Here is a 19,775-nt window from a genome sequence, read left to right on the forward strand (position 1 = left end):
ATGCGCGTGCCCGAAAACGTGCGGCGATGGTAACGGATGGCGGCGCGACTGCAAGCGCCATCACTGCAGTTGCGCCTCGGGCAGGTGCAGTGTGCGCGGGATCTTGAGTGCATCCCAATGGGCGATGCCCCAGTTCAGCAGTTCCCGTGGGGTGGCGTAAGCCAGCTCCGCACCTGGATTTTGCCCAAGTGCCCGCAACGCCCGCAGCAACAAAGGCGTTGCCTGGTCTGCGGTCAGCGGCGGGGAGCGGTAGGATTTGCCGAGCTTGTTGCCATCGGGCTGGGTGATAAGCGGGATGTGCAGGTACCGCGGTTGCGCCAGGCCGAGCAATTCCTGCAGGTAAAGCTGGCGCGGCGTGGAGTCGAGGAGGTCAGCGCCACGGACGATATCGGTGATGCCTTGCCAGGCGTCGTCCAGCACCACAGCCAGTTGATAGGCGTAGAGCCCGTCGCGGCGCCGGATTACGAAATCGCCGGCCTCACGGCCCAGGTGCTGACGATATTCACCTTGTACCCGGTCGATGAAGTGGTATTCCAGCTCGGGAACCCGCAGGCGAATGGCTGCGTCGTCGCTGCCATGGCCCGCATTGCGGCACAGGCCTGGATAAATCCCGTGATAGGGTTCGAGTTGTTTGCGCGAGCAGGTACAGGCGTAGGCCAGACCGTGGTTGAACAGACGATTGAGCACCACGGCGTACGCCTCGTGGCGCGCACTCTGGCGCACTACGGCACCGTCCCATTCAAAGCCATAGCTTTCCAGCGCGTTCAGAATCGCTGCCTGGGCGCCGGGTTCTTCCCGAGGCGGGTCCAGATCTTCCATGCGCATCAGCCAGCGCCCGCCCACCGAGCGCGCGTCGAGGTACGACGCCAGCGCCGCCACAAGCGAACCGAAATGAAGGTGACCACTGGGAGTGGGGGCGAAGCGGCCGGTGTAGGTGGAGGCAGTCATAAGAACGATGTCACATTTCCAGGCTTAAACAGTGCCCCCTGTGGGAGCGGGCTTGCTCGCGAAGGCGGCGTGTCAGGCGACATTGATGTCGGATCGGATGGCCCCTTCGCGAGCAAGCCCGCTCCCACACGGGTTGCTCGCAGGCAAATATCAGAAACAAAAACGGAGCGTTCGCACGCTCCGTTCTTTATCCAAATCGCAATTACTTGCCGACTTGTTTTTCCTTGATTTCCGCCAGGGTCTTGCAGTCAACGCACATGTCGGCGGTAGGGCGGGCTTCCAGTCGCTTGACGCCAATTTCGACGCCGCAAGACTCGCACCAGCCATATTCTTCGTCTTCGATCAATTGCAGAGTCTTGTCGATCTTCTTGATCAACTTGCGCTCGCGATCACGGGCGCGCAATTCGAGGCTGAATTCTTCTTCCTGGCTGGCACGATCTGCCGGGTCCGGGAAGTTGGCCGCTTCGTCTTTCATGTGATCAACCGTACGGTCGACTTCCTGCATCAAGTCCTGTTTCCACTTGTTCAGGATCTTGGTGAAGTGAGCGCGCATGGGCTTGCCCATGTACTCCTCGCCCTTTACTGCCTGGTAGGGTTCGAAGCCGCTGATCGACTGGTTTTGCTGCTTTGCTTGGGTGGGCATGAAATGGACCGCCTCTACTCTTGTAATCCATTGCGCAGGATTGCTCCATCACCGACACCTGCCGGCCCTGCGGCTGCAAGCGGGCGAACTTACCAGATCAAATCGGGCCGCGCTACTCCCGGATGTCGAGGTAGTGGCTCAATGGCCTGGCAAATGATTGCAAAGCCTTGTCTGGTGGTGCTGGAGACCTGATCAAATATTGATTTTAGTCAAACCTGGGACACACGCCTGAGAGGATTGGGACCAGAGTTATGAAGGTCTGACCGCTTTAGGTTCTCGCTCGTTCCTGTGCTTGGGTAGAATCAGTTCTTTTCCCTGTTGAAGGAAGGCCGATGGCTCAGTCCTACAGTGCCCGCAGCCGCGCGATCGAACCGTTTCACGTCATGGCCCTGTTGGCGCGCGCCAATGAATTGCAGGCCGCAGGCCACGACGTGATCCATCTGGAAATCGGCGAGCCGGACTTCACTACGGCTGAGCCGATCATCCAGGCCGGCCAGGCCGCACTCACTGCGGGCAAGACCCGCTACACCGCCGCCCGGGGCATTCCCGAACTGCGCGAGGCTATTTCGGGTTTCTATCAGCAGCGCTACGGGTTGAATATCGACCCGCGGCGGATCCTGATCACCCCGGGCGGCTCAGGTGCCCTGTTGCTGGCCAGCGCTCTGCTGGTGGACCCCGGCAAGCACTGGCTGCTGGCGGATCCGGGGTATCCGTGTAACCGACATTTTCTGCGGCTGGTGGAAGGTGCGGCGCAATTGGTGCCGGTGGGGCCGGAGGTGCGCTACCAATTGACCCCGGATCTGGTGGCGCGTCATTGGGATCACGACAGCGTCGGCGCACTGGTGGCATCGCCCGCCAATCCGACCGGGACCATTCTGACCCGCGACGAGCTGGCGGACCTGTCCAGCGCGATCAAGGCGCGACACGGTCATCTGGTGGTGGACGAGATCTACCATGGACTGACCTATGGGACAGATGCCGCCAGCGTGCTGGAAGTGGACGACAGCGCCTTCGTCTTAAATAGTTTTTCAAAGTATTTCGGCATGACCGGCTGGCGACTTGGTTGGCTGGTGGCGCCGGAGGCGGCAGTCGGCGAACTGGAAAAACTCGCCCAGAACCTCTACATCAGTGCCCCGAGCATGGCCCAGTACGCCGCCCTGGCGTGTTTCGAACCTGCCACTATCAGCATCCTCGAAGAGCGGCGCGCCGAATTTGGTCGCCGTCGTGATTTCCTGCTGCCAGCTCTGCGAGAACTGGGTTTCGGCATCGCGGTGGAGCCGGAGGGTGCTTTCTACTTGTACGCCGATATCAGCAAGTTCGGCGGCGATGCTTTCGCGTTCTGCCGGCATTTCCTCGAAACCGAACATGTGGCGATTACCCCTGGATTGGATTTCGGCCGCTACCAGGCCGGGCATCATGTGCGCTTCGCCTACACGCAGAATCTTGCGCGCCTGCAGGAAGCGGTCGAGCGAATTGCCCGCGGTCTGCGGAGCTGGCAAGGCTGATGCGCTTTCATCCTCCCCTCGAAGAAGGCCGCCTGATTCGTCGCTACAAGCGTTTTCTGGCTGATGTCGAAACGGTAAACGGCGAATTGTTGACCATCCACTGCCCCAACACCGGCTCGATGCTCAATTGCCAGGTGGAGGGCGGTCAGGTCTGGTTCAGTCGCTCGAATGATCCGAAGCGCAAGTTGCCCGGCACCTGGGAAATCGGCGAAACGCCACAGGGACGGCTGTTCTGTGTGAACACCGGGCGCGCCAACGGGCTGATCGAGGAAGCGCTACGGGCTGGTGTCATCACCGAGTTGAACGGCTTCACCGAGCTCAAGCGTGAAGTGGCGTACGGTCAGGAAAGCAGCCGCATCGATTTCCGCCTGAACTATCCAGGTGGGCCGGCCTATGTCGAAGTCAAAAGTGTGACGCTGGGTTTCGATGGTTCTGCGGTGGCAGCGTTTCCCGATGCGGTGACCCAGCGCGGGGCCAAGCATTTGCGCGAACTGGCCCACCTGGCCCGGGACGGTATTCGTGCGGTGCAGTTGTATTGCGTGAACCTGAGCGGGATCGAGGCAGTGCGTCCCGCTCGTGAAATCGATTCGGCCTACGCTGATGCTTTGCGCGAAGCCGTGGCCTGTGGGGTAGAAGTGTTGGCCTACGGGGTGCGCTTGAGTCATGAGGAGATGCTGGTCGATCGGCGGCTGGACGTGTTGCTCGACGCCTAGATGCTGATCCAGATCCCTTGATCGTCTTCCCGGCAGGGCACCGACGTCAGGGATTGCCCGGCGCACGGGCCCGCGACGCATTCACCGTCCTCGATCAGGAACAGGGCGCCGTGGGTCGCGCACTGGATGAGGCTGTTGCTGCCATCGAGAAACTGGTCTGGTTGCCATTCCAGCCCTACGCCTCGGTGTGGGCAGCGATTGATGTAGACGTAGACCCGTCCCTCGCGGCGTACGGCAAACAGTTTGCGACCTTCAATTTCCAGGCCGCGGCTGCTGTTGTCAGGCAGTTCGGCGCCTGCGCAGAAAAACTTCATGACTATCCTCAAGTGCTGACGGCGTGCACAGCAGCGAGTGAAATCGCCGATTTATCTGTCAGGTATGCAGGTTATTGTGCACGCGTTTGAGCAACATCTTGCTGCGATGTAGGAGATTTCTCACCTTGACGCGCAAATGCAAACAATTATCAAATGGCGGCGCGCTCACGAACTCTTCATGGGTGACGAGATTGCCTGGCTTGCCAGTCGGACTCGGAAAATCCTCTAAGGAAAGCTGTTTATGCGCTTGAGTACCCGCGTTGCTGCGCTCTGTATTGGACTTGTCGTCAGCCATCACGCTGCAGCAACCGAGCTGCCTCAGCGGTGGGTCAGCGCCGGTGGCGCCTTGTCGGAATGGGTCAGCGCGCTGGGTGGTGAGTCCAAGCTAGTTGGGGTCGACACCACCAGCCAGCACCCGCAAGCGCTCACGTCCTTGCCGAGCATTGGCTACCAGCGCCAGCTGTCGGCGGAGGGCATTTTAAGCCTGCGCCCGCAGATCCTCGTGGGTACCGAGGAAATGGGGCCGCCGCCGGTCTTGTCTCAAGTACGCACTGCGGGGGTGCAGGTTGAGCTCTTTTCGGCCCAGCCCGACCTGGAGGCATTGCAGGGTAATTTGCAGCACTTGGGCAAGTTGCTGGGGGCCGAGCAGCAGGCCAGCCAGGCGTTTCAGGCCTACCGCGAGCAACTCGATGCGCAACAGGCCCGGGTAACGCAGGCGCAGCTCAAGGAAAAAGCACCCGGCGTGCTGTTGCTGGTCGGCCATGCCGGCGGCAAGCCGTTGATTGCCGGCAAGGACACCGCCGCCGACTGGTTGCTGCACCAGGCTGGCGGGCACAATCTGGCGACGCACACGGGTTACAAACCGTTTTCTGTCGAAGCGCTCGCCAGCCTGAATCCGCAAGTACTGGTCTTCGCTGATCGGGTGCTGACCGGTGAAGAAGCCCGTGCAGCGCTGTTCAGGGAAAACCCGATTCTGTCCTCGACCCGTGCCGCCAAGGAGGGTCGGGTCATCCAGCTGGATCCGACCTTGCTGGTGGGCGGGCTGGGGCCGCGCTTGCCCGACGCGCTGAAGAAACTGTCTGAAGGTTTCTACCCCGGCATCTCCCCCCAATGACCGTGCTGGTCAAACCCCGAGCCCTGTTTATCGGCCTGAGCCTGTTGTGTCTGTTGGCCATCTGGTTGTCATTGGCGCTCGGACCGGTCAGCTTGCCGTTGATCGATACCTTGCGCGCCGCGTTGCGCCTGATCGGCCTGCCCATCGCGCCTGACGGGCTGGAGCAGGCCGAATTGATCCTGGGCCAGATTCGCCTGCCGCGAACCTTGCTGGGGCTGGCTGTGGGCGGGGTGTTGGCGCTGTCGGGCGTGGCGATGCAGGGTTTGTTCCGTAACCCGCTGGCCGATCCGGGGCTGGTGGGGGTTTCCAGCGGCGCGGCGCTCGGTGCCGCAGTCGCGATTGTCGGCGGCTCGGCGTTTGGCGGGCTGCCGGAAGCTTTCGGCCCCTATCTGTTATCGCTTTGCGCATTTCTCGGAGGACTTGGGGTGACCGCGCTGGTCTATCGACTCGGCAGGCGCAACGGTCAGACCAACGTCGCCACCATGCTGCTGGCGGGTATTGCGCTCACCGCGCTGGCGGGCTCGGCTGTCGGGCTCTTCACTTATATGGCAGATGACGCGACCCTGCGCACACTGACTTTCTGGAACCTGGGCAGCCTGAACGGCGCCAGTTATTCGCGCCTATGGCCGTTGCTGCTGATCAGTATCGGCGTGGCGCTGTGGTTGCCGCGCAGGGCGAGGGCGTTGAATGCGCTGCTGCTGGGCGAGTCTGAAGCCGGGCACCTGGGCATCGACGTCGAAAAGCTCAAGCGCGAGCTGGTGTTCTGCACGGCCCTGGGCGTGGGCGCGGCGGTCGCGGCGGCGGGCATGATCGGTTTTGTCGGGTTGGTGGTGCCGCACCTGGTGCGCCTGCTTGCCGGTCCCGATCATCGAGTGCTGTTACCGGCTTCGATATTGGCCGGGGCGAGCCTGCTGTTGTTCGCCGATCTGGTCGCGCGTCTGGCCCTGGCGCCCGCCGAGCTGCCGATCGGGATTGTCACGGCGTTTATCGGCGCCCCGTTCTTTCTGTTTCTACTGGTCCGGAGGCGTGTCTGATGCTGCGCACGCAGAATCTGCAAATCCGTCGGGGCAGCAAGACGGTTCTGACGGACATCACGCTCGAACTCAAACCCGGAGAAATACTCGGCGTGCTGGGCCCCAATGGCGCCGGCAAGAGCACTTTGCTGGGGGCTCTGTGCGGCGAGTTGAAGGCTGATCACGGCAGCGTCTGGCTTGATGATCTTGAGTTGAATCAGTGCACCGGCGCCCAGCGGGCCCAGCGGCTGGCAGTGTTGCCGCAAGTGTCGACTCTGGACTTTGCCTTTCGCGTGGAAGAAGTGGTCGGCATGGGCCGACTGCCCTATCAAACCGGTCGAGTGCGCGACGACGAAATCATCGCCGCCGCCTTGCACGCTGCTGACGCTGGTCATTTGAACGGGCGCAGTTACCTGGCCTTGTCCGGGGGCGAACGTCAGCGGGTGCATCTGGCGCGAGTGCTGGCGCAGTTATGGCCGGGAGAAGCAGGGCAAACCCTGTTGCTCGACGAGCCGACCTCGATGCTCGATCCGCTGCACCAGCACACCACGTTGCAAGCCGTGCGCGAATTCGCCGATCGGGGCGCGGCGGTGTTGGTGATTCTGCATGATCTGAACCTGGCAGCGCGTTATTGTGATCGCCTGCTGCTGCTCGAAGGCGGCCGTCCGGTAGCGCTGGATACGCCCGAGCAGGTGCTGCGTCCGGAGCCGCTGAAGGCCGTGTTCGGGCTTGAGGTGCTGGTGCAGAGGCACCCGGAGCGAGGGCATCCGCTGATCATTGCTCGTTGATTCTGATTCGGGAGAGTAGTCATGCGTGCATTAATGATTCTGGTTGTGTTGCTGCTGGGGGGCTGTGCGCATGCTCCGCCACCCGTAGCGGAGCCGCCGCCGATAGCCGGGGAGATCCGCGACCTGCGCAGCGGTCAGGTGCTGACTGCGCAGCAACTGCTCGAGCAACTGGCCAGGCCTGCGCGGCTGATCGTCGGCGAGCAGCATGACAACCGCGATCACCACGCCTTGCAATTGTGGTTGCTGCGATCATTGGGCGACCAAAGGCCCCAGGGCAGTCTGCTGCTCGAAATGCTCACGCCAGACCAGCAGCCGCATGTCGATCAGGTCCACCAGGCCGCGACACCCCCAGCAGACTTGCGCGATTCTTTGGTCTGGCAAGAGGGGTGGGACTGGAACCTGTATGAGCCGATCGTGCGGTTCGCCCTGACCCAACCCTATCCGCTGCTCGCCGCCAACCTTGACCCACTGGAGGTTCGGGCGGCGTATGCCCATCCTGCAGCCCCGAGCGGTTCGCGGACCAATGCAGCAGATGTGAAAGAGGAACTGCTGAAGCAGGTCAGCGAGTCCCATTGCGGTCTGCTGCCAAAGAAGCAAATGCCGGCCATGCTGGCAGTCCAGCAACAACGCGACCGGCGCATGGCCGAACGCCTGCTCGCTGCGCCTGAACCTGCTGTGCTGTTCGCTGGCGCCTTCCATGCGCGCAAAGACGTTGGGGTGCCGATCCATGTGCTTGATCTGGGGGCAGAGGAGGCGCCGACAGTGCTGATTCTGGCCCAGCAGGGCAGCGAGGTCACGGCGGCCATGGCGGATTACGTCTGGTATACGCCTGCGGTGAAGGCGCCGGATTATTGTAAGCAGATGCGTAAGCAGTTAGGGCGCAAGCGTACGAAGTGAACCTGCTGGTGCTTTTCGACGGGCAAAAAAAGACCCGGCAAGAGCCGGGTCAAATAACCGTGATTAGCCTGATGAGGAGATATCTGAGAGTCCGAACCAAGGGCTGTTCAAATATCGACCAGTCTCGCGACCAGTTGTGATAATCATAGCGATTCTCATTACCATGTCAACAGCTGATTTTTCGTTAATTTCAAATCCGCTTGAAAGTCCCGTTGTCAAAGGCTCTTAGGCGTGTGAGGCGAGAACGGTCAATTCTTGTGGCGTGAAGAAATGGCTTCCAGCTGTTTGTTCAGCGCTTCTTTGCGCTCGGCAGGAATGTCATTCCAGTGCACATCCATCAACGCGCCTTCGATTGCATACAACAACACCTTGGACGCCCGAAACCCGCGCGTGCGCACGGCTCGATAGGCGTCCACCGCGCCGAGGCGACGCAAGTCCGAGGCGCTGTGGATGCCCACGGCATGCAGCCACTGCGCCGACGTCTTGCCAAGGTTTTTCAGGTGCTGCAGTTCATCATTCATCAAGCCTCCTTGCGACGGCCGAATGGAGCGTGAGCAAGCTTCTCAGGAGTGTAGCCATCAGTAGGAAAAGCGTGATTGTTTGGTCGGTTTAAGGGCGAATGCTTCTAAGAAGTCACGCAAGGGCGGAGACGGCAGGGGCGCTTGACACGGTTTGTAGCAGCTGCCGAGCCTGCGAGGCTGCGTTCGAGTGCGCAGCGCTCGCCGATTGGGTGGCGACTGCTGCGCAGCCGAACGCAGGCTTCGCCAGCTGCTACGGGGTCTGGATGTTCAGCGGGTGCGATAACGCAGTCGGGTCCCGAAGTTCATCGACATCAGGATTTCGTCTGCGCTCAGTTCAGGCGGGAAGTAGGCGCCGGAAATCTGTGCGTGAGCCAGGCTCGCGCCTTCCAGGGATGATTGGCGAAAGTCGATGCCGCGCAGGTCGGCGGAGCGGAAATAGGCGTCGCTGAAGTCCACTCCTTGGGCATTCAGTTCGCGCAGGTCGAGGCCGCGGAAGTCGCCACCGACCATGTCGATGACACCGTCCTGGGGACGTTCGCTATTGAAGCCTGTGATGTCGTCCTTGTGCAGCAAGGCATAGAGCGGGGAGTCGAGAAGTCTGGGCTGGCTCATGTCACATCACCTGTTGGTTTTATGACGCCAGTATAGTGCCACTATCGGGCTGCCGTGCGGCCGGAGCCTACCGCACGGCAGAAATACTTCCTACAGCCCTGGCAAGCGTTGGCGTATTTGCGCAACGACTGTATCCAGAGTCCCGCTTTCATTGGTCTGCACACGTTTACTGCAGAGAATCTCTGCCGGCGTCAGTGCTTCACGATTGGCTTGCTGGGCTTCGATAACCGCCAGGGTCGCGTCGGACGGGTCGGTTTTATCCGCCTGGCGCAGAGCCAGCCAGGTCTCGATCACGGCTTGCGGAGCGTTGCAATCGAGGATCAGGAACGGCGCACCGGTAGCCTCGGCAATTTTTGCCGCGCCATCGCGTTGCTCGCGCTTGAGGTACGTGGCGTCGACCACCACCGGGAAGCCGGCACGCAGGATCACATCAGCTATTTCATGCAGTCGGGCGTAGGTCGCAGTGCTGGCTTCGGCGCTGTAGATGCCGGCCTGCGGATCATTGGCAACCGTCTGCTCCCCGAACAGGCGCTTGCGCTCGACATCGGAGCGCAGGCGGATGGCGCCCAATGCTTCAACCAGGCGCATCGCCACACGACTTTTGCCAACGGCGGAGACGCCGTGGGTGATGGCCATGAAGCGCGAGGGGATGGTGCTGTAGCTTTCCGCCAGGTTGGCGTAGTTGCGGTATTGGCGCAGGGCGGTGGCGCGTTGCACAGGGTCGGCGGCGGCCGGCATGCTGAACAGGGTGACCTTGGCGCGAACCAGGGCGCGGTAGGCTTTGTAGAAATTCAGCAGCTCCAGGCCCTGATAATCGCCGGTCAGCTCCAGATATTGGCTGATGAAACGGCGCGCCAGGCTCTTCAGGCCGCGATCTTCCAGGTCCATTGCGAGAAAGCCGGTGTCGGCATAGACGTCGGTGAAGCGGAACAGTTCGTTGAATTCGATGCAGTCGAAAATCACCACTTTGCCATCGATCAGGGTGGCGTTGCCCAGGTGAATATCACCGTGACATTCGCGGGTGAAGCCGTCGGCCTTGCGCTGGGCCAGCAGTGGCTTGAGGCGTTCGAAGCTGCTTTCGGCCCAGGCTTGCAGGGCGTCGAGTTGCAGCAGGTCGGCCTTGTCGCTGAGGAATGGGCGGATCTGCTCGAAGTTCTGGCTCACCGGTGCCATCACGGCGTCCGGAGTACCGGCTTCGTGGTCGGCCGGGACTTTTGGCGCATTGAGGTGGAATTGAGCGATCTGCGCGGCCATCTCGTCGATGTGCGCGGTGGTCAATTCGCCATTGGCTTGCAAGGTGCTGAGCAGGTTGGCTTGCGGGAACTGGCGCATTTTCAGCACGAATTCGATGGCCGGGCCGTCGCCACCCAGTTGCGGAGCATCTGCGCTGCCAGTAATCGGCAACACCTCAAGATACAAATCATTGGTAAGGCGCTGGTTCAGGCGCAGTTCTTCGCCACAGAAATGCTCGCGGGCATCCAGGCCGGTGAAGTCGAGAAAGCCGAAATTCACCGGTTTCTTCACTTTATAAGCAAAAGGGCCGGTGAGCAGGACCCAGGAAATGTGGGTCTCGATGACCTGGAATCCGTCTACGGGATGCGGGTAGAGGGCCGGGTTTTGCAGGGCAGCGATCAGGGACTGGCTCACAGGCGATCCTTCAGAGTCTGGGAAAATTCACGGTCGCCATTATGGCCGCAAGTCCGCTCGACGCAAACCTCGGAGGCCTCCTGTTGAGTATGAATAAAGTGCGTATAATCCGCCGCCATGACTCGTACTCGATCCCCCCGCACTCCAAAAAAACCACCTTCCAGGGGCCTGCGCCCGTGGCTGGGCTGGGCCCTTAAACTCAGTCTGGTCGGCCTTGTGGTGCTCGCCGGATTCGCGGTTTACCTTGATGCCATTGTCCAGGAGAAGTTCTCCGGCAAGCGCTGGACCATACCGGCCAAGGTCTATGCACGCCCGCTCGAACTGTTCACCGGGCAGAAGCTGAGCAAGGAAGACTTTCTCACCGAACTGGACGCCCTGGGCTACCGGCGCGAGGCCGTGAGCAATGGTCCCGGCGCGGCGGCGGTCAATGGCAATACCGTTGACTTGAATACCCGTGGCTTCCAGTTCTATGAAGGCATGGAAACAGCCCAGCCGGTGCGTGTGCGATTCTCCGGCGACTACGTGGCCGAGCTGTCGGCCACCAATGGCTCGAAGCTGTCCGTGGTGCGTCTTGAGCCGCTGCTGATCGGCGGGATTTACCCGAAAAATCTTGAAGACCGCATCCTGATCAAGATCGATCAGGTTCCTCCGTATTTGCTGGAAACCCTGGTTGCCGTTGAAGACCGGGACTTCTATAGCCATTGGGGGGTGTCACCGAAGTCGATTGCCCGGGCCGTGTGGGTCAACACTTCCGGCGGCCGGATGACTCAGGGCGGCAGTACGCTGACGCAACAACTGGTCAAGAACTTCTACCTGACCAGCGAGCGCAGCCTGACCCGCAAGCTCACCGAAGCCATGATGGCGATGCTCTTGGAGTTGCATTACGACAAGCGCGAGATTCTTGAGGCTTACCTCAATGAAGTGTTCGTCGGTCAGGATGGCCAGCGTGCGGTGCACGGTTTCGGACTGGCCAGCCAGTTCTTCTTTGGCCAGCCGTTGTCCGAGCTGAAACTGCATCAGGTGGCCTTGCTGGTGGGCATGGTCAAGGGCCCGTCCTATTACAACCCGCGACGTAACCCAGAACGTGCGCTCGAGCGACGCAATCTGGTGCTGGATGTCCTTCAGGAGCAGGGCGTTGCCAGTGCCGAGCAGGTCGCGGCGGCGAAGAAATTGCCACTGGGTGTGACCACTCGCGGCAAGCTGGCCGACAGCTCGTTCCCGGGCTTCCTCGATCTGGTCAAGCGTCAGCTGCGCCAGGACTATCGCGACGAAGACTTGACCGAAGAAGGCCTGCGGATCTTCACCAGCTTTGATCCGATCCTGCAGATGAAAGCCGAAGCCTCGGTAAATGACACATTCAAACGCCTGTCCGGGCGCAAGGGTTCCGACGAGGTTGAAGCGGCAATGGTCGTGACCAACCCGGAAACCGGTGAAGTCCAGGCCATGATCGGCAGTCGCCAGGCAGGTTTTGCCGGGTTCAACCGCGCACTGGATGCCGTGCGCCCGATCGGCTCGCTGATCAAGCCGGCGGTTTACCTGACCGCCCTGGAAAAACCGAGCCAGTACACGCTCACCAGTTGGCTGTCGGATGACGCGTTCTCGGTGAAGGGCGCGGACGGTCAGGTCTGGAAGCCGCAGAACTATGATCGCCGGTCCCATGGCACGGTGTTCCTCTATCAGGGCCTGGCGCATTCCTACAACCTGTCCACCGCGCGTCTCGGGTTGGCGGTTGGTGTGCCAAACGTACTGAAGACGCTGGCGCGGCTCGGCGTGACTCGCGAGTTTCCGGCATTCCCGTCGATGTTGCTGGGCGCGGGTGGCTTGACTCCGATCGAAGTGGCTACCATGTATCAAACCTTGGCCAACGGCGGCTTCAATACGCCGATGCGCGGAATTCGCAGTGTGTTGACCGCCGAAGGCGAGCCGCTCAAGCGTTACCCGTTCCAGATCGAGCAGCGGTTTGATCCGGCGTCCATCTATCTGATCCAGAGCGCCATGCAGCGGGTCATGCGTGAAGGTACCGGTAGCTCGGTCTATAACGTGCTGCCGAAAACCCTGACCCTGGCCGGCAAGACCGGTACCAGTAACGACTCGCGCGACAGCTGGTTCGCCGGTTTCAGCCAGGACTTGCTGGCCGTGGTGTGGCTGGGTCGCGATGACAACGGCAAGACGCCGTTTACCGGGGCCACTGGTGCGCTGCAAGTCTGGTCCAGTTTCATGCGCAAGGCCGATCCGTTGCCGCTGGACATGCCGCAACCCGACAACATTGTTCAGGCCTGGGTCGATTCACGCACCGGTCAGGGTTCTGATGCCGGTTGCCCAGGTGCCGTGCAGATGCCGTATATTCGCGGCAGCGAACCGCCTCCCGGTGCCGCTTGCGGTGGCGAAAGCCCTGCTTCCGGCGAAACCGTGATGGATTGGGTCAAGGGCTGGATGAATTAAGCAAAGAGGGTTTCAAGTGAACAAGTGGTTGATTCCAGCGGTTACCGCCGTGGCTTTGCTCAGCGGTTGCTCCACCGTGCAGCGCGGGTCCATTCCGGTAGTTGATTCCGGCAGCGCCGTTTCCAACAGCGAACGAGTCCAGGCCAATGGCGGTTTCCGCCAGACGACGGTCAAGCGTCCAGTGCAGGCCCAGCCCCAGGCGATCCCGCAAGGTGACACGGGCGTGGTGGTGATGGTGCCAGGCGGCGGTGCGGTGGCTTCGGCACCGATCAGCACTTCGCCGATTACCCCGGGCCCGATTACGCCAGGTCCGATCAATACAGCGCCCGTGCAGTCGGCGCCGATCAATCAGGGCAGCTACAGCATGCCGTCGACGCCGAGCGGAATTCCTTCGGCCAGCACTGGCGGTGGGTTGTCCGCCGATGAGCAACTGGACGGTCCGGTGCTCGCGCTGTTGACCACTGCCCAGCAGCAACAGGCCGGCGGTGACCTCAATGGTGCGTCGTCGAGCCTCGAGCGCGCCCAGCGGGTTGCTCCGCGTGAGCCGCAGGTGCTTTATCGTCTGGCCCAGGTGCGCATGGCCCAGGGTGATGCGGCCCAGGCCGAGCAGTTTGCCCGTCGTGGCCTGACCATGGCTAACGGTCGTCCGGATCTGCAGGCCAGCCTGTGGAACCTGATCGCCCAGGCTCGCGACAAGCAGGGTGATTCTGCAGGCGCGGCGCTGGCCCGGCAGAAGGCCAAGGTTTCGCTGTGATGGACGCACGGTTTCCAAAGATCGCCGAACAACTGCTGTTGATCGAGCGCGAGTTGCGCGTTCAGGGTTGGTGGGATGAAGTCTCGCCTTCGACTGAAGCGCTTTCCAGCGTCGAGCCGTTCTCGGTCGACACGCTGGATTTCGAGCAGTGGCTGCAATGGATCTTCCTGCCGCGGATGAAGATAATCCTCGAGCAGGATCTGCCCTTGCCCAATGCATCGGGTATTCAGGAAATGGCCGAGATGGTCTTCGCTGCCCGCAATGTGCAGGGCAGGGACCGGCAATTGCAGGTGCTGCTCAAGGAGTTTGACCTGCTGATCACAGCGGCTGGTTGACCCGACACATTATCTGGACTGGTACTGCGCGCCTCTACTGCACCTGTACTGCACCTGTGGGAGCAAAGCTTGCTCGCGATGAGGTTGAACATTCAGCACCTCTGTTGAATGTCACACAGCAATCGCGAGCAAGCTTTGCTCCTACAGGCAATGGAATCGTTACTGGCAGTTATCGCCTATCTGCTTCTGAGTTTCGCTTATGCGCTCCTGACGCTGTTGATCGGTCAGGCGGCGCATCTCACCTTCAACATCCTCTCGTAGTCTCGGATTGTTCTGCAGCTGGGCAAGGTTCGTCCGCGCCTGTTCGCAGAACACCTTCAGCTGAGCCTGCTGCTCGGCGACTTGTTGTTTCACCGATTTGTCGATCGCCTGCTGATCGCCGATCACGTTGCTGCGTGCTGCGGAGGCCGGTTTGCCTGCAGGCACCGATGGCGTTACCACTGTTGTCGCCTCCTGGCCCTGAGGGGGCTGAGCATCAAAGTGCGTCACGCCCTGGGCGTCAACCCATTTGTAGATCTGACCGGCCAGGCACCAGGGACTGACCAGCAGACCGACCATCAGTAAAGTTCGCATGCCATTTCCTTGCCATGAGTTGCGCAATCGAAGCTAACACAGTTGCTGTTTAGCGGTTTTTTCTTGCTTTCTCATGCGCTTACTTCAATAAAGCACATTGACGACTTGACTTGCAGGGGACGAAACAGAAGAATCCAAAGTCCGCTGTAGAGGGACTGCCAGAAGCAGGCCCACTCGGCAGATCATGAGGCGCACATCCGCGCCGACCTGTTACACCCGCAACGCGTTACCTCGCGCTGGGTGGGAAAGTCCCGCAACACTTGGGACGATCCCAATACTTGCTCAGTCAGTGCTGACGTAGTCGGCGACCACCGTCGCTCATGCTCTGCTGAGAAGTAAACCTATTAAGACCCGTCCTCTTGCATGTGGGCGGTATTCTGGCGTTTTAGAGGTGAACAACGTGGAGCTTTTATCTGGCGGTGAGATGCTCGTCCGCTTTTTGCGTGACGAAGGCGTCAAGTACATCTACGGGTACCCGGGTGGTGCTCTTCTTCATGTCTACGATGCCCTGTTCAAAGAACCGGAAGTGACTCACATCCTGGTTCGTCACGAGCAGGCTGCGACCCATATGGCCGACGGCTATGCCCGTGCCACCGGTAAAGCCGGCGTGGTACTGGTAACTTCCGGCCCGGGCGCAACCAACGCCATCACCGGTATTGCCACGGCCTACATGGACTCCATTCCGATGGTGATCATTTCCGGTCAGGTGCCTAGCACCATGGTAGGTACCGATGCGTTCCAGGAAACCGACATGATCGGTATCTCCCGGCCGATCGTGAAGCACAGCTTCATGATCAAGCACGCGTCGGAAATCCCGGAAGTCATGAAGAAAGCGTTCTACCTGGCGCAATCCGGTCGTCCTGGTCCGGTCGTTGTCGATATCCCGAAAGATATGACCAACCCGGCCGAGAAGTTTGAATACATCTTTCCGAAAAAAGCCAAGCTGCGTTCCTACAGCCCGGCCGTTCGCGGTCACTCGGGGCAAATCCGCAAGGCTGCAGAAATGCTCCTGGCGGCCAAGCGTCCGGTGATGTACGCCGGCGGCGGCGTGATCCTCGGTGGTGGCTCCGCGCCGCTGACCGAACTGGCAAAAATGCTCAACCTGCCAGTGACCAATACCCTGATGGGCCTGGGTGCCTACCCCGGCACCGACCGTCAGTTCATCGGCATGCTCGGCATGCACGGCAGCTACACCGCCAACCTGGCGATGCACCATGCCGATGTGATCCTGGCAGTCGGCGCGCGTTTCGATGACCGTGTGATCAACGGCCCGGCGAAGTTCTGCCCGAACGCCAAGATCATCCACATCGACATCGACCCGGCTTCGATCTCCAAGACCATCAAGGCCGACGTGCCTATCGTTGGTCCGGTGGAAAGCGTCCTGACCGAAATGGTCGCGATCCTCAAGGAAATCGGCGAGACCCCGAACAAGGAGTCCGTTGCCAGCTGGTGGAAGCAGGTGGATGAATGGCGCGGTGATCGCGGCCTGTTCCCTTACGACAAGGGCGACGGCAGCGTCATCAAGCCGCAGACCGTGGTTGAGACCCTGTGCGAAGTGACCAAGGGCGATGCCTATGTTGCTTCCGACGTGGGCCAGCACCAGATGTTCGCTGCGCAGTACTACAAGTTCAACAAACCAAACCGTTGGATCAACTCCGGTGGCCTGGGCACCATGGGCTTCGGTTTTCCGGCGGCCATGGGCATCAAGTTGAGCTTCCCGGATGCCGATGTTGTTTGCGTCACCGGCGAAGGCAGCATCCAGATGAACATCCAGGAGCTCTCCACCTGCCTGCAGTACGGTTTGCCGGTGAAGATCGTCATCCTCAACAACGGTGTGCTGGGCATGGTTCGCCAGTGGCAGGACATGAGTTATGGCAGCCGTCACTCGCACTCGTACATGGAATCGTTGCCTGACTTCGTCAAGCTGGCAGAGGCCTATGGTCACGTCGGCGTGCGCATCACCGAATCGAAAGATTTGAAGTCGAAGATGGAAGAAGCCTTCGCCATGAAAGATCGTCTGGTGATCATCGATGTTTCGGTTGATACCAGCGAGCACGTCTACCCGATGCAGATCAAAGACGGCTCCATGCGCGATATGTGGCTGAGCAAGACGGAGCGTACGTAATCATGCGACACATTATTTCCTTGCTTCTGGAAAACGAACCTGGCGCTCTGTCTCGTGTAGTCGGCCTGTTCTCGCAGCGCAACTACAACATCGAAAGCCTGACTGTGGCCCCGACCGAAGACCCGACCTTGTCGCGTCTGACGCTGACCACCGTTGGCCATGACGAAGTCATCGAGCAGATCACCAAGAACCTGAACAAACTGATCGAAGTGGTAAAACTGGTCGACCTGTCGGAGAGTGCGCACATCGAGCGCGAACTGATGCTGGTCAAGGTCAAGGCCACTGGCGCCCAGCGCGCCGAGATCAAACGCACCACCGATATTTACCGTGGACAGATCGTCGACGTCAGCGCCAGCGTGTATACCGTTCAGTTGACCGGTACCAGCGACAAGCTCGACAGCTTCATTCAGTCCATCGGCACCGCATCGATCCTGGAAACCGTCCGTAGCGGCGTAACCGGCATTGCTCGCGGCGACAAAGTACTCAGCATCTAAACCAAATTAGTGAATGGCCTGAACGGCCTGGATATATAGGGGAATTTCATGAAAGTTTATTACGAAAAAGACTGCGACCTGTCGATCATCCAGGGCAAGAAAGTTGCCATCATCGGTTACGGTTCCCAGGGCCACGCTCAAGCGTGCAACCTGAAAGACTCCGGCGTAGACGTGACTGTCGGCCTGCGTAAAGGCTCGGCCACTGTTGCCAAGGCTGAAGCCCACGGCTTGAAAGTGACTGACGTTGCTTCCGCTGTTGCTGCTGCCGACCTGGTCATGATCCTGACCCCGGACGAGTTCCAGTCCGCGCTGTACAAGAACGAAATCGAGCCGAACATCAAAAAAGGCGCCACCCTGGCCTTCTCCCACGGTTTCGCGATCCACTACAACCAGGTAGTTCCGCGCGCTGACCTCGACGTGATCATGATCGCGCCGAAAGCACCGGGCCACACCGTGCGCTCCGAGTTCGTCAAAGGCGGCGGCATCCCTGACCTGATCGCTATCTACCAGGACGCTTCCGGCAACGCCAAGAACGTTGCGCTGTCCTACGCTGCTGGCGTTGGCGGTGGTCGTACCGGCATTATCGAAACTACCTTCAAGGACGAGACTGAAACCGACCTCTTCGGCGAGCAAGCCGTCCTGTGTGGCGGTACCGTTGAGCTGGTTAAAGCCGGTTTCGAAACCCTGGTTGAAGCTGGCTACGCGCCAGAAATGGCCTACTTCGAGTGCCTGCACGAACTGAAGCTGATCGTTGACCTCATGTACGAAGGCGGTATCGCCAACATGAACTACTCGATCTCCAACAACGCCGAGTACGGTGAGTACGTGACCGGCCCGGAAGTCATCAACGCCGAATCCCGTCAGGCCATGCGCAACGCCCTGAAACGTATTCAGGACGGCGAATACGCCAAGATGTTCATCAGCGAAGGCGCTACCGGTTATCCTTCGATGACCGCCAAGCGTCGTAACAACGCCGCTCACGGTATCGAAATCATCGGCGAGCAACTGCGCTCCATGATGCCGTGGATCGGTGCCAACAAGATCGTCGACAAAGCCAAAAACTAAGTCGCGCACTTGTACCGAAAACGCGGCCTAGGCCGCGTTTTTTCGTTTGGGCGGCCGGTTCTGGTATAAAGCTGCATCGTTTGTGGCCGAACCCTCGTCCCAGGCGCCTGTCGAAACTTTTCCACCCTGTTGCAAGGTATTGTCCATGAGCGAACGTCCCGAAGAGCCAAACCAGGCCTCTGACGCCGAAAGCCTGCTGCCCATCGATGAGCACATCGAAGAAGGGCATGACGCTGAAGGCCGTAAAGTCCGGCATCGTGGTATCTATCTTCTGCCGAATCTGTTCACCACCGCGAACCTGTTCGCGGGGTTCTATTCCATCATCAACTCGATGAGCGCCCAGGCGGCCGCGAGTGCCGGTGACTCAGTCGGCGCGAGCAAGTACTTCGCCTTCGCCGCCATCGCGATTTTCGTTGCCATGGTGCTCGACGGTCTCGATGGTCGTGTGGCTCGCATGACCAACACCCAAAGCGCGTTTGGCGCCGAGTACGACTCGCTGTCGGACATGGTTGCCTTCGGCGTCGCCCCGGCACTGCTGGCATTCGGCTGGGCCCTGGGTGACATGGGTAAGGTCGGCTGGATGGTTGCCTTCATCTATGTGGCGGGAGCGGCGCTGCGTCTGGCGCGCTTCAATACGCAAGTCGGTACCGCAGACAAGCGCTACTTCATCGGGCTTGCCAGTCCGGCAGCTGCGGGTGTGGTCGCCGGCATTGTCTGGGCGTTCAGCGACTACGGCATCCAGGGCTCCCGGATGTCGTTCCTGGTGGCGCTGATGGTGGCGGCGGCGGGCATGCTGATGGTCAGCAACATCAAGTACAACAGCTTCAAGGAGCTGGACTTGAAGGGGCGTGTCCCGTTCGTGGCCATCCTGGCCGTGGTACTGGTGTTCGCTGTGGTGTTCAGTGATCCGCCGCGCATCCTCCTGCTGGTGTTCCTCGCCTATGCAGCCTCTGGTCCGGTGCAATATCTGTTACGACTTCGCCGGAACAAAAAGGCCTGATATCACTCATACTCCGCAGACTAAGTTGGTGCATCTGTCCTCCAAAGCTGCGGAGTAGTCATGCTGATCAAGATCCCCCGGGCGTCTGACTGTCATGAGTCGAACGTCACACCTGAATCCCTGTATTTTTCTCGACGTAACGTTCTGGGTGCTGCCGTCGCCGGATTGGCTGTCGGCAGCCTTCCGCGTTGGGCGGGTGCCGATGAGGCGACACGTTATGCCGATGTCGAGCCTGGCAAGGCACCTTCCTGGTTCTCCGAGAAACTTCCCGC

21 protein-coding genes (1 of these 21 only partly in view) are annotated in these 19,775 nt (G+C 60.3%); 14 read left to right on the forward strand and 7 right to left on the reverse strand.

Annotation, left to right across the window (positions count from 1 at the left end; all coding sequences use genetic code 11):
* Positions 1–60 precede the first annotated feature (60 nt).
* Positions 61–948 (reverse strand): tRNA glutamyl-Q(34) synthetase GluQRS, encoded by an 888-nt coding sequence (gene gluQRS / locus ACYZTK_RS19530; RefSeq protein WP_462011337.1) that lies wholly within the window; start codon positions 946–948, stop codon positions 61–63.
* A 202-nt stretch (positions 949–1,150) separates the two neighbouring features.
* On the reverse strand, positions 1,151–1,591 hold the full coding sequence (gene dksA, locus ACYZTK_RS19535; RefSeq protein ID WP_045059401.1) for an RNA polymerase-binding protein DksA: 441 nt from the start codon (positions 1,589–1,591) through the stop codon (positions 1,151–1,153).
* 332 nt (positions 1,592–1,923) lie between these two features.
* Here dksA and ACYZTK_RS19540 point away from each other — a divergent pair, with 332 nt between their 5' ends.
* A complete protein-coding gene (locus ACYZTK_RS19540; protein ID WP_462011338.1) occupies positions 1,924–3,096 on the forward strand; it encodes a pyridoxal phosphate-dependent aminotransferase in 1,173 nt (390 codons plus the stop codon).
* Positions 3,096–3,809: a DNA/RNA nuclease SfsA gene (gene sfsA, locus ACYZTK_RS19545; RefSeq protein WP_462011339.1), complete on the forward strand. Its 714-nt coding sequence runs from the start codon at positions 3,096–3,098 to the stop codon at positions 3,807–3,809. Before ACYZTK_RS19540 ends, sfsA begins: the two co-directional genes overlap by 1 nt.
* Here the strand turns inward: sfsA and ACYZTK_RS19550 are convergent.
* Positions 3,806–4,123 carry a Rieske (2Fe-2S) protein gene (locus ACYZTK_RS19550; RefSeq protein WP_462011340.1) on the reverse strand — a complete coding sequence of 106 codons (318 nt, stop codon included), beginning with the start codon at positions 4,121–4,123 and terminating at the stop codon, positions 3,806–3,808. The genes sfsA and ACYZTK_RS19550 overlap by 4 nt on opposite strands.
* 241 nt (positions 4,124–4,364) lie before the next feature.
* Between ACYZTK_RS19550 and ACYZTK_RS19555 the strand changes: the two genes are divergently transcribed.
* The 4 genes from ACYZTK_RS19555 to ACYZTK_RS19570 are packed head-to-tail and all read left to right on the forward strand — an operon-like array spanning position 4,365 to position 7,935.
* The gene (locus tag ACYZTK_RS19555) at positions 4,365–5,237 is read left to right on the forward strand and encodes a heme/hemin ABC transporter substrate-binding protein (protein WP_462011341.1); all 873 of its coding nucleotides are present in this window, start codon (positions 4,365–4,367) and stop codon (positions 5,235–5,237) included.
* 50 nt (positions 5,238–5,287) lie between these two features.
* Positions 5,288–6,271, forward strand: a complete 984-nt coding sequence (locus ACYZTK_RS19560; RefSeq protein ID WP_462014936.1) for a FecCD family ABC transporter permease — start codon at positions 5,288–5,290, stop codon at positions 6,269–6,271.
* Positions 6,271–7,038 (forward strand): heme ABC transporter ATP-binding protein, encoded by a 768-nt coding sequence (locus ACYZTK_RS19565; protein WP_462011342.1) that lies wholly within the window; start codon positions 6,271–6,273, stop codon positions 7,036–7,038. Before ACYZTK_RS19560 ends, ACYZTK_RS19565 begins: the two co-directional genes overlap by 1 nt.
* A gap of 21 nt (positions 7,039–7,059) precedes the next feature.
* Positions 7,060–7,935 (forward strand): ChaN family lipoprotein, encoded by an 876-nt coding sequence (locus ACYZTK_RS19570; protein ID WP_462011343.1) that lies wholly within the window; start codon positions 7,060–7,062, stop codon positions 7,933–7,935.
* Positions 7,936–8,183: 248 nt separating this feature from the next.
* Here the strand turns inward: ACYZTK_RS19570 and ACYZTK_RS19575 are convergent, their stop codons facing one another.
* The 3 genes from ACYZTK_RS19575 to ACYZTK_RS19585 all read right to left on the reverse strand — a co-directional run bounded on the left by ACYZTK_RS19575 (position 8,184) and on the right by ACYZTK_RS19585 (position 10,715).
* A complete protein-coding gene (locus tag ACYZTK_RS19575; protein ID WP_007971093.1) occupies positions 8,184–8,456 on the reverse strand; it encodes a TfoX/Sxy family protein in 273 nt (90 codons plus the stop codon).
* Positions 8,457–8,723: 267 nt separating this feature from the next.
* A complete protein-coding gene (locus ACYZTK_RS19580; RefSeq protein ID WP_462011344.1) occupies positions 8,724–9,068 on the reverse strand; it encodes a pentapeptide repeat-containing protein in 345 nt (114 codons plus the stop codon).
* 90 nt (positions 9,069–9,158) lie between these two features.
* Entirely contained in the window at positions 9,159–10,715 is a 1,557-nt protein-coding gene (locus ACYZTK_RS19585) for a bifunctional aminoglycoside phosphotransferase/ATP-binding protein (protein ID WP_462011345.1), read from the reverse strand.
* Positions 10,716–10,832: 117 nt separating this feature from the next.
* On the opposite strand from ACYZTK_RS19585, the gene mrcB reads away from it, so the two are divergent.
* Genes mrcB through ACYZTK_RS19600 form a run of 3 tightly spaced genes read left to right on the forward strand, consistent with a single transcriptional unit; the run spans position 10,833 to position 14,246 of the window.
* Positions 10,833–13,157: a penicillin-binding protein 1B gene (gene mrcB, locus ACYZTK_RS19590; RefSeq protein ID WP_462011346.1), complete on the forward strand. Its 2,325-nt coding sequence runs from the start codon at positions 10,833–10,835 to the stop codon at positions 13,155–13,157.
* A 16-nt stretch (positions 13,158–13,173) separates the two neighbouring features.
* Positions 13,174–13,911, forward strand: a complete 738-nt coding sequence (locus tag ACYZTK_RS19595) for a tetratricopeptide repeat protein (RefSeq protein ID WP_462011347.1) — start codon at positions 13,174–13,176, stop codon at positions 13,909–13,911.
* Complete coding sequence (locus ACYZTK_RS19600) at positions 13,911–14,246, forward strand: YqcC family protein (RefSeq protein ID WP_462011348.1); 336 nt, start codon at positions 13,911–13,913, stop codon at positions 14,244–14,246. Before ACYZTK_RS19595 ends, ACYZTK_RS19600 begins: the two co-directional genes overlap by 1 nt.
* A 159-nt stretch (positions 14,247–14,405) precedes the next feature.
* Here the strand turns inward: ACYZTK_RS19600 and ACYZTK_RS19605 are convergent, their stop codons facing one another.
* Positions 14,406–14,819, reverse strand: coding sequence for a DUF4124 domain-containing protein (locus tag ACYZTK_RS19605; protein ID WP_462011349.1), 414 nt, complete (start codon positions 14,817–14,819; stop codon positions 14,406–14,408).
* A gap of 400 nt (positions 14,820–15,219) precedes the next feature.
* On the opposite strand from ACYZTK_RS19605, the gene ACYZTK_RS19610 reads away from it, so the two are divergent.
* From ACYZTK_RS19610 to msrP, 5 genes are all read left to right on the forward strand, one after another.
* Positions 15,220–16,944 carry an acetolactate synthase 3 large subunit gene (locus ACYZTK_RS19610; protein ID WP_462011350.1) on the forward strand — a complete coding sequence of 575 codons (1,725 nt, stop codon included), beginning with the start codon at positions 15,220–15,222 and terminating at the stop codon, positions 16,942–16,944.
* Positions 16,945–16,946: 2 nt separating this feature from the next.
* Positions 16,947–17,438 carry an acetolactate synthase small subunit gene (ilvN, locus tag ACYZTK_RS19615; protein ID WP_003176102.1) on the forward strand — a complete coding sequence of 164 codons (492 nt, stop codon included), beginning with the start codon at positions 16,947–16,949 and terminating at the stop codon, positions 17,436–17,438.
* Positions 17,439–17,486: 48 nt separating this feature from the next.
* Positions 17,487–18,503 carry a ketol-acid reductoisomerase gene (ilvC, locus tag ACYZTK_RS19620; RefSeq protein ID WP_007948647.1) on the forward strand — a complete coding sequence of 339 codons (1,017 nt, stop codon included), beginning with the start codon at positions 17,487–17,489 and terminating at the stop codon, positions 18,501–18,503.
* A 145-nt stretch (positions 18,504–18,648) separates the two neighbouring features.
* Positions 18,649–19,503, forward strand: coding sequence for a CDP-diacylglycerol--serine O-phosphatidyltransferase (gene pssA / locus ACYZTK_RS19625; RefSeq protein ID WP_462011351.1), 855 nt, complete (start codon positions 18,649–18,651; stop codon positions 19,501–19,503).
* Positions 19,504–19,563: 60 nt separating this feature from the next.
* A protein-coding gene (gene msrP / locus ACYZTK_RS19630; protein ID WP_462011352.1) for a protein-methionine-sulfoxide reductase catalytic subunit MsrP crosses the window boundary here: on the forward strand, positions 19,564–19,775 show its 5' portion. 802 nt of this gene lie beyond the right edge of the window; the window shows 212 of its 1,014 coding nt (coding positions 1–212); the start codon lies at positions 19,564–19,566; its stop codon lies off the right edge, out of view.

The sequence above is a fragment of the Pseudomonas sp. LB3P31 genome (assembly GCF_054897945.1).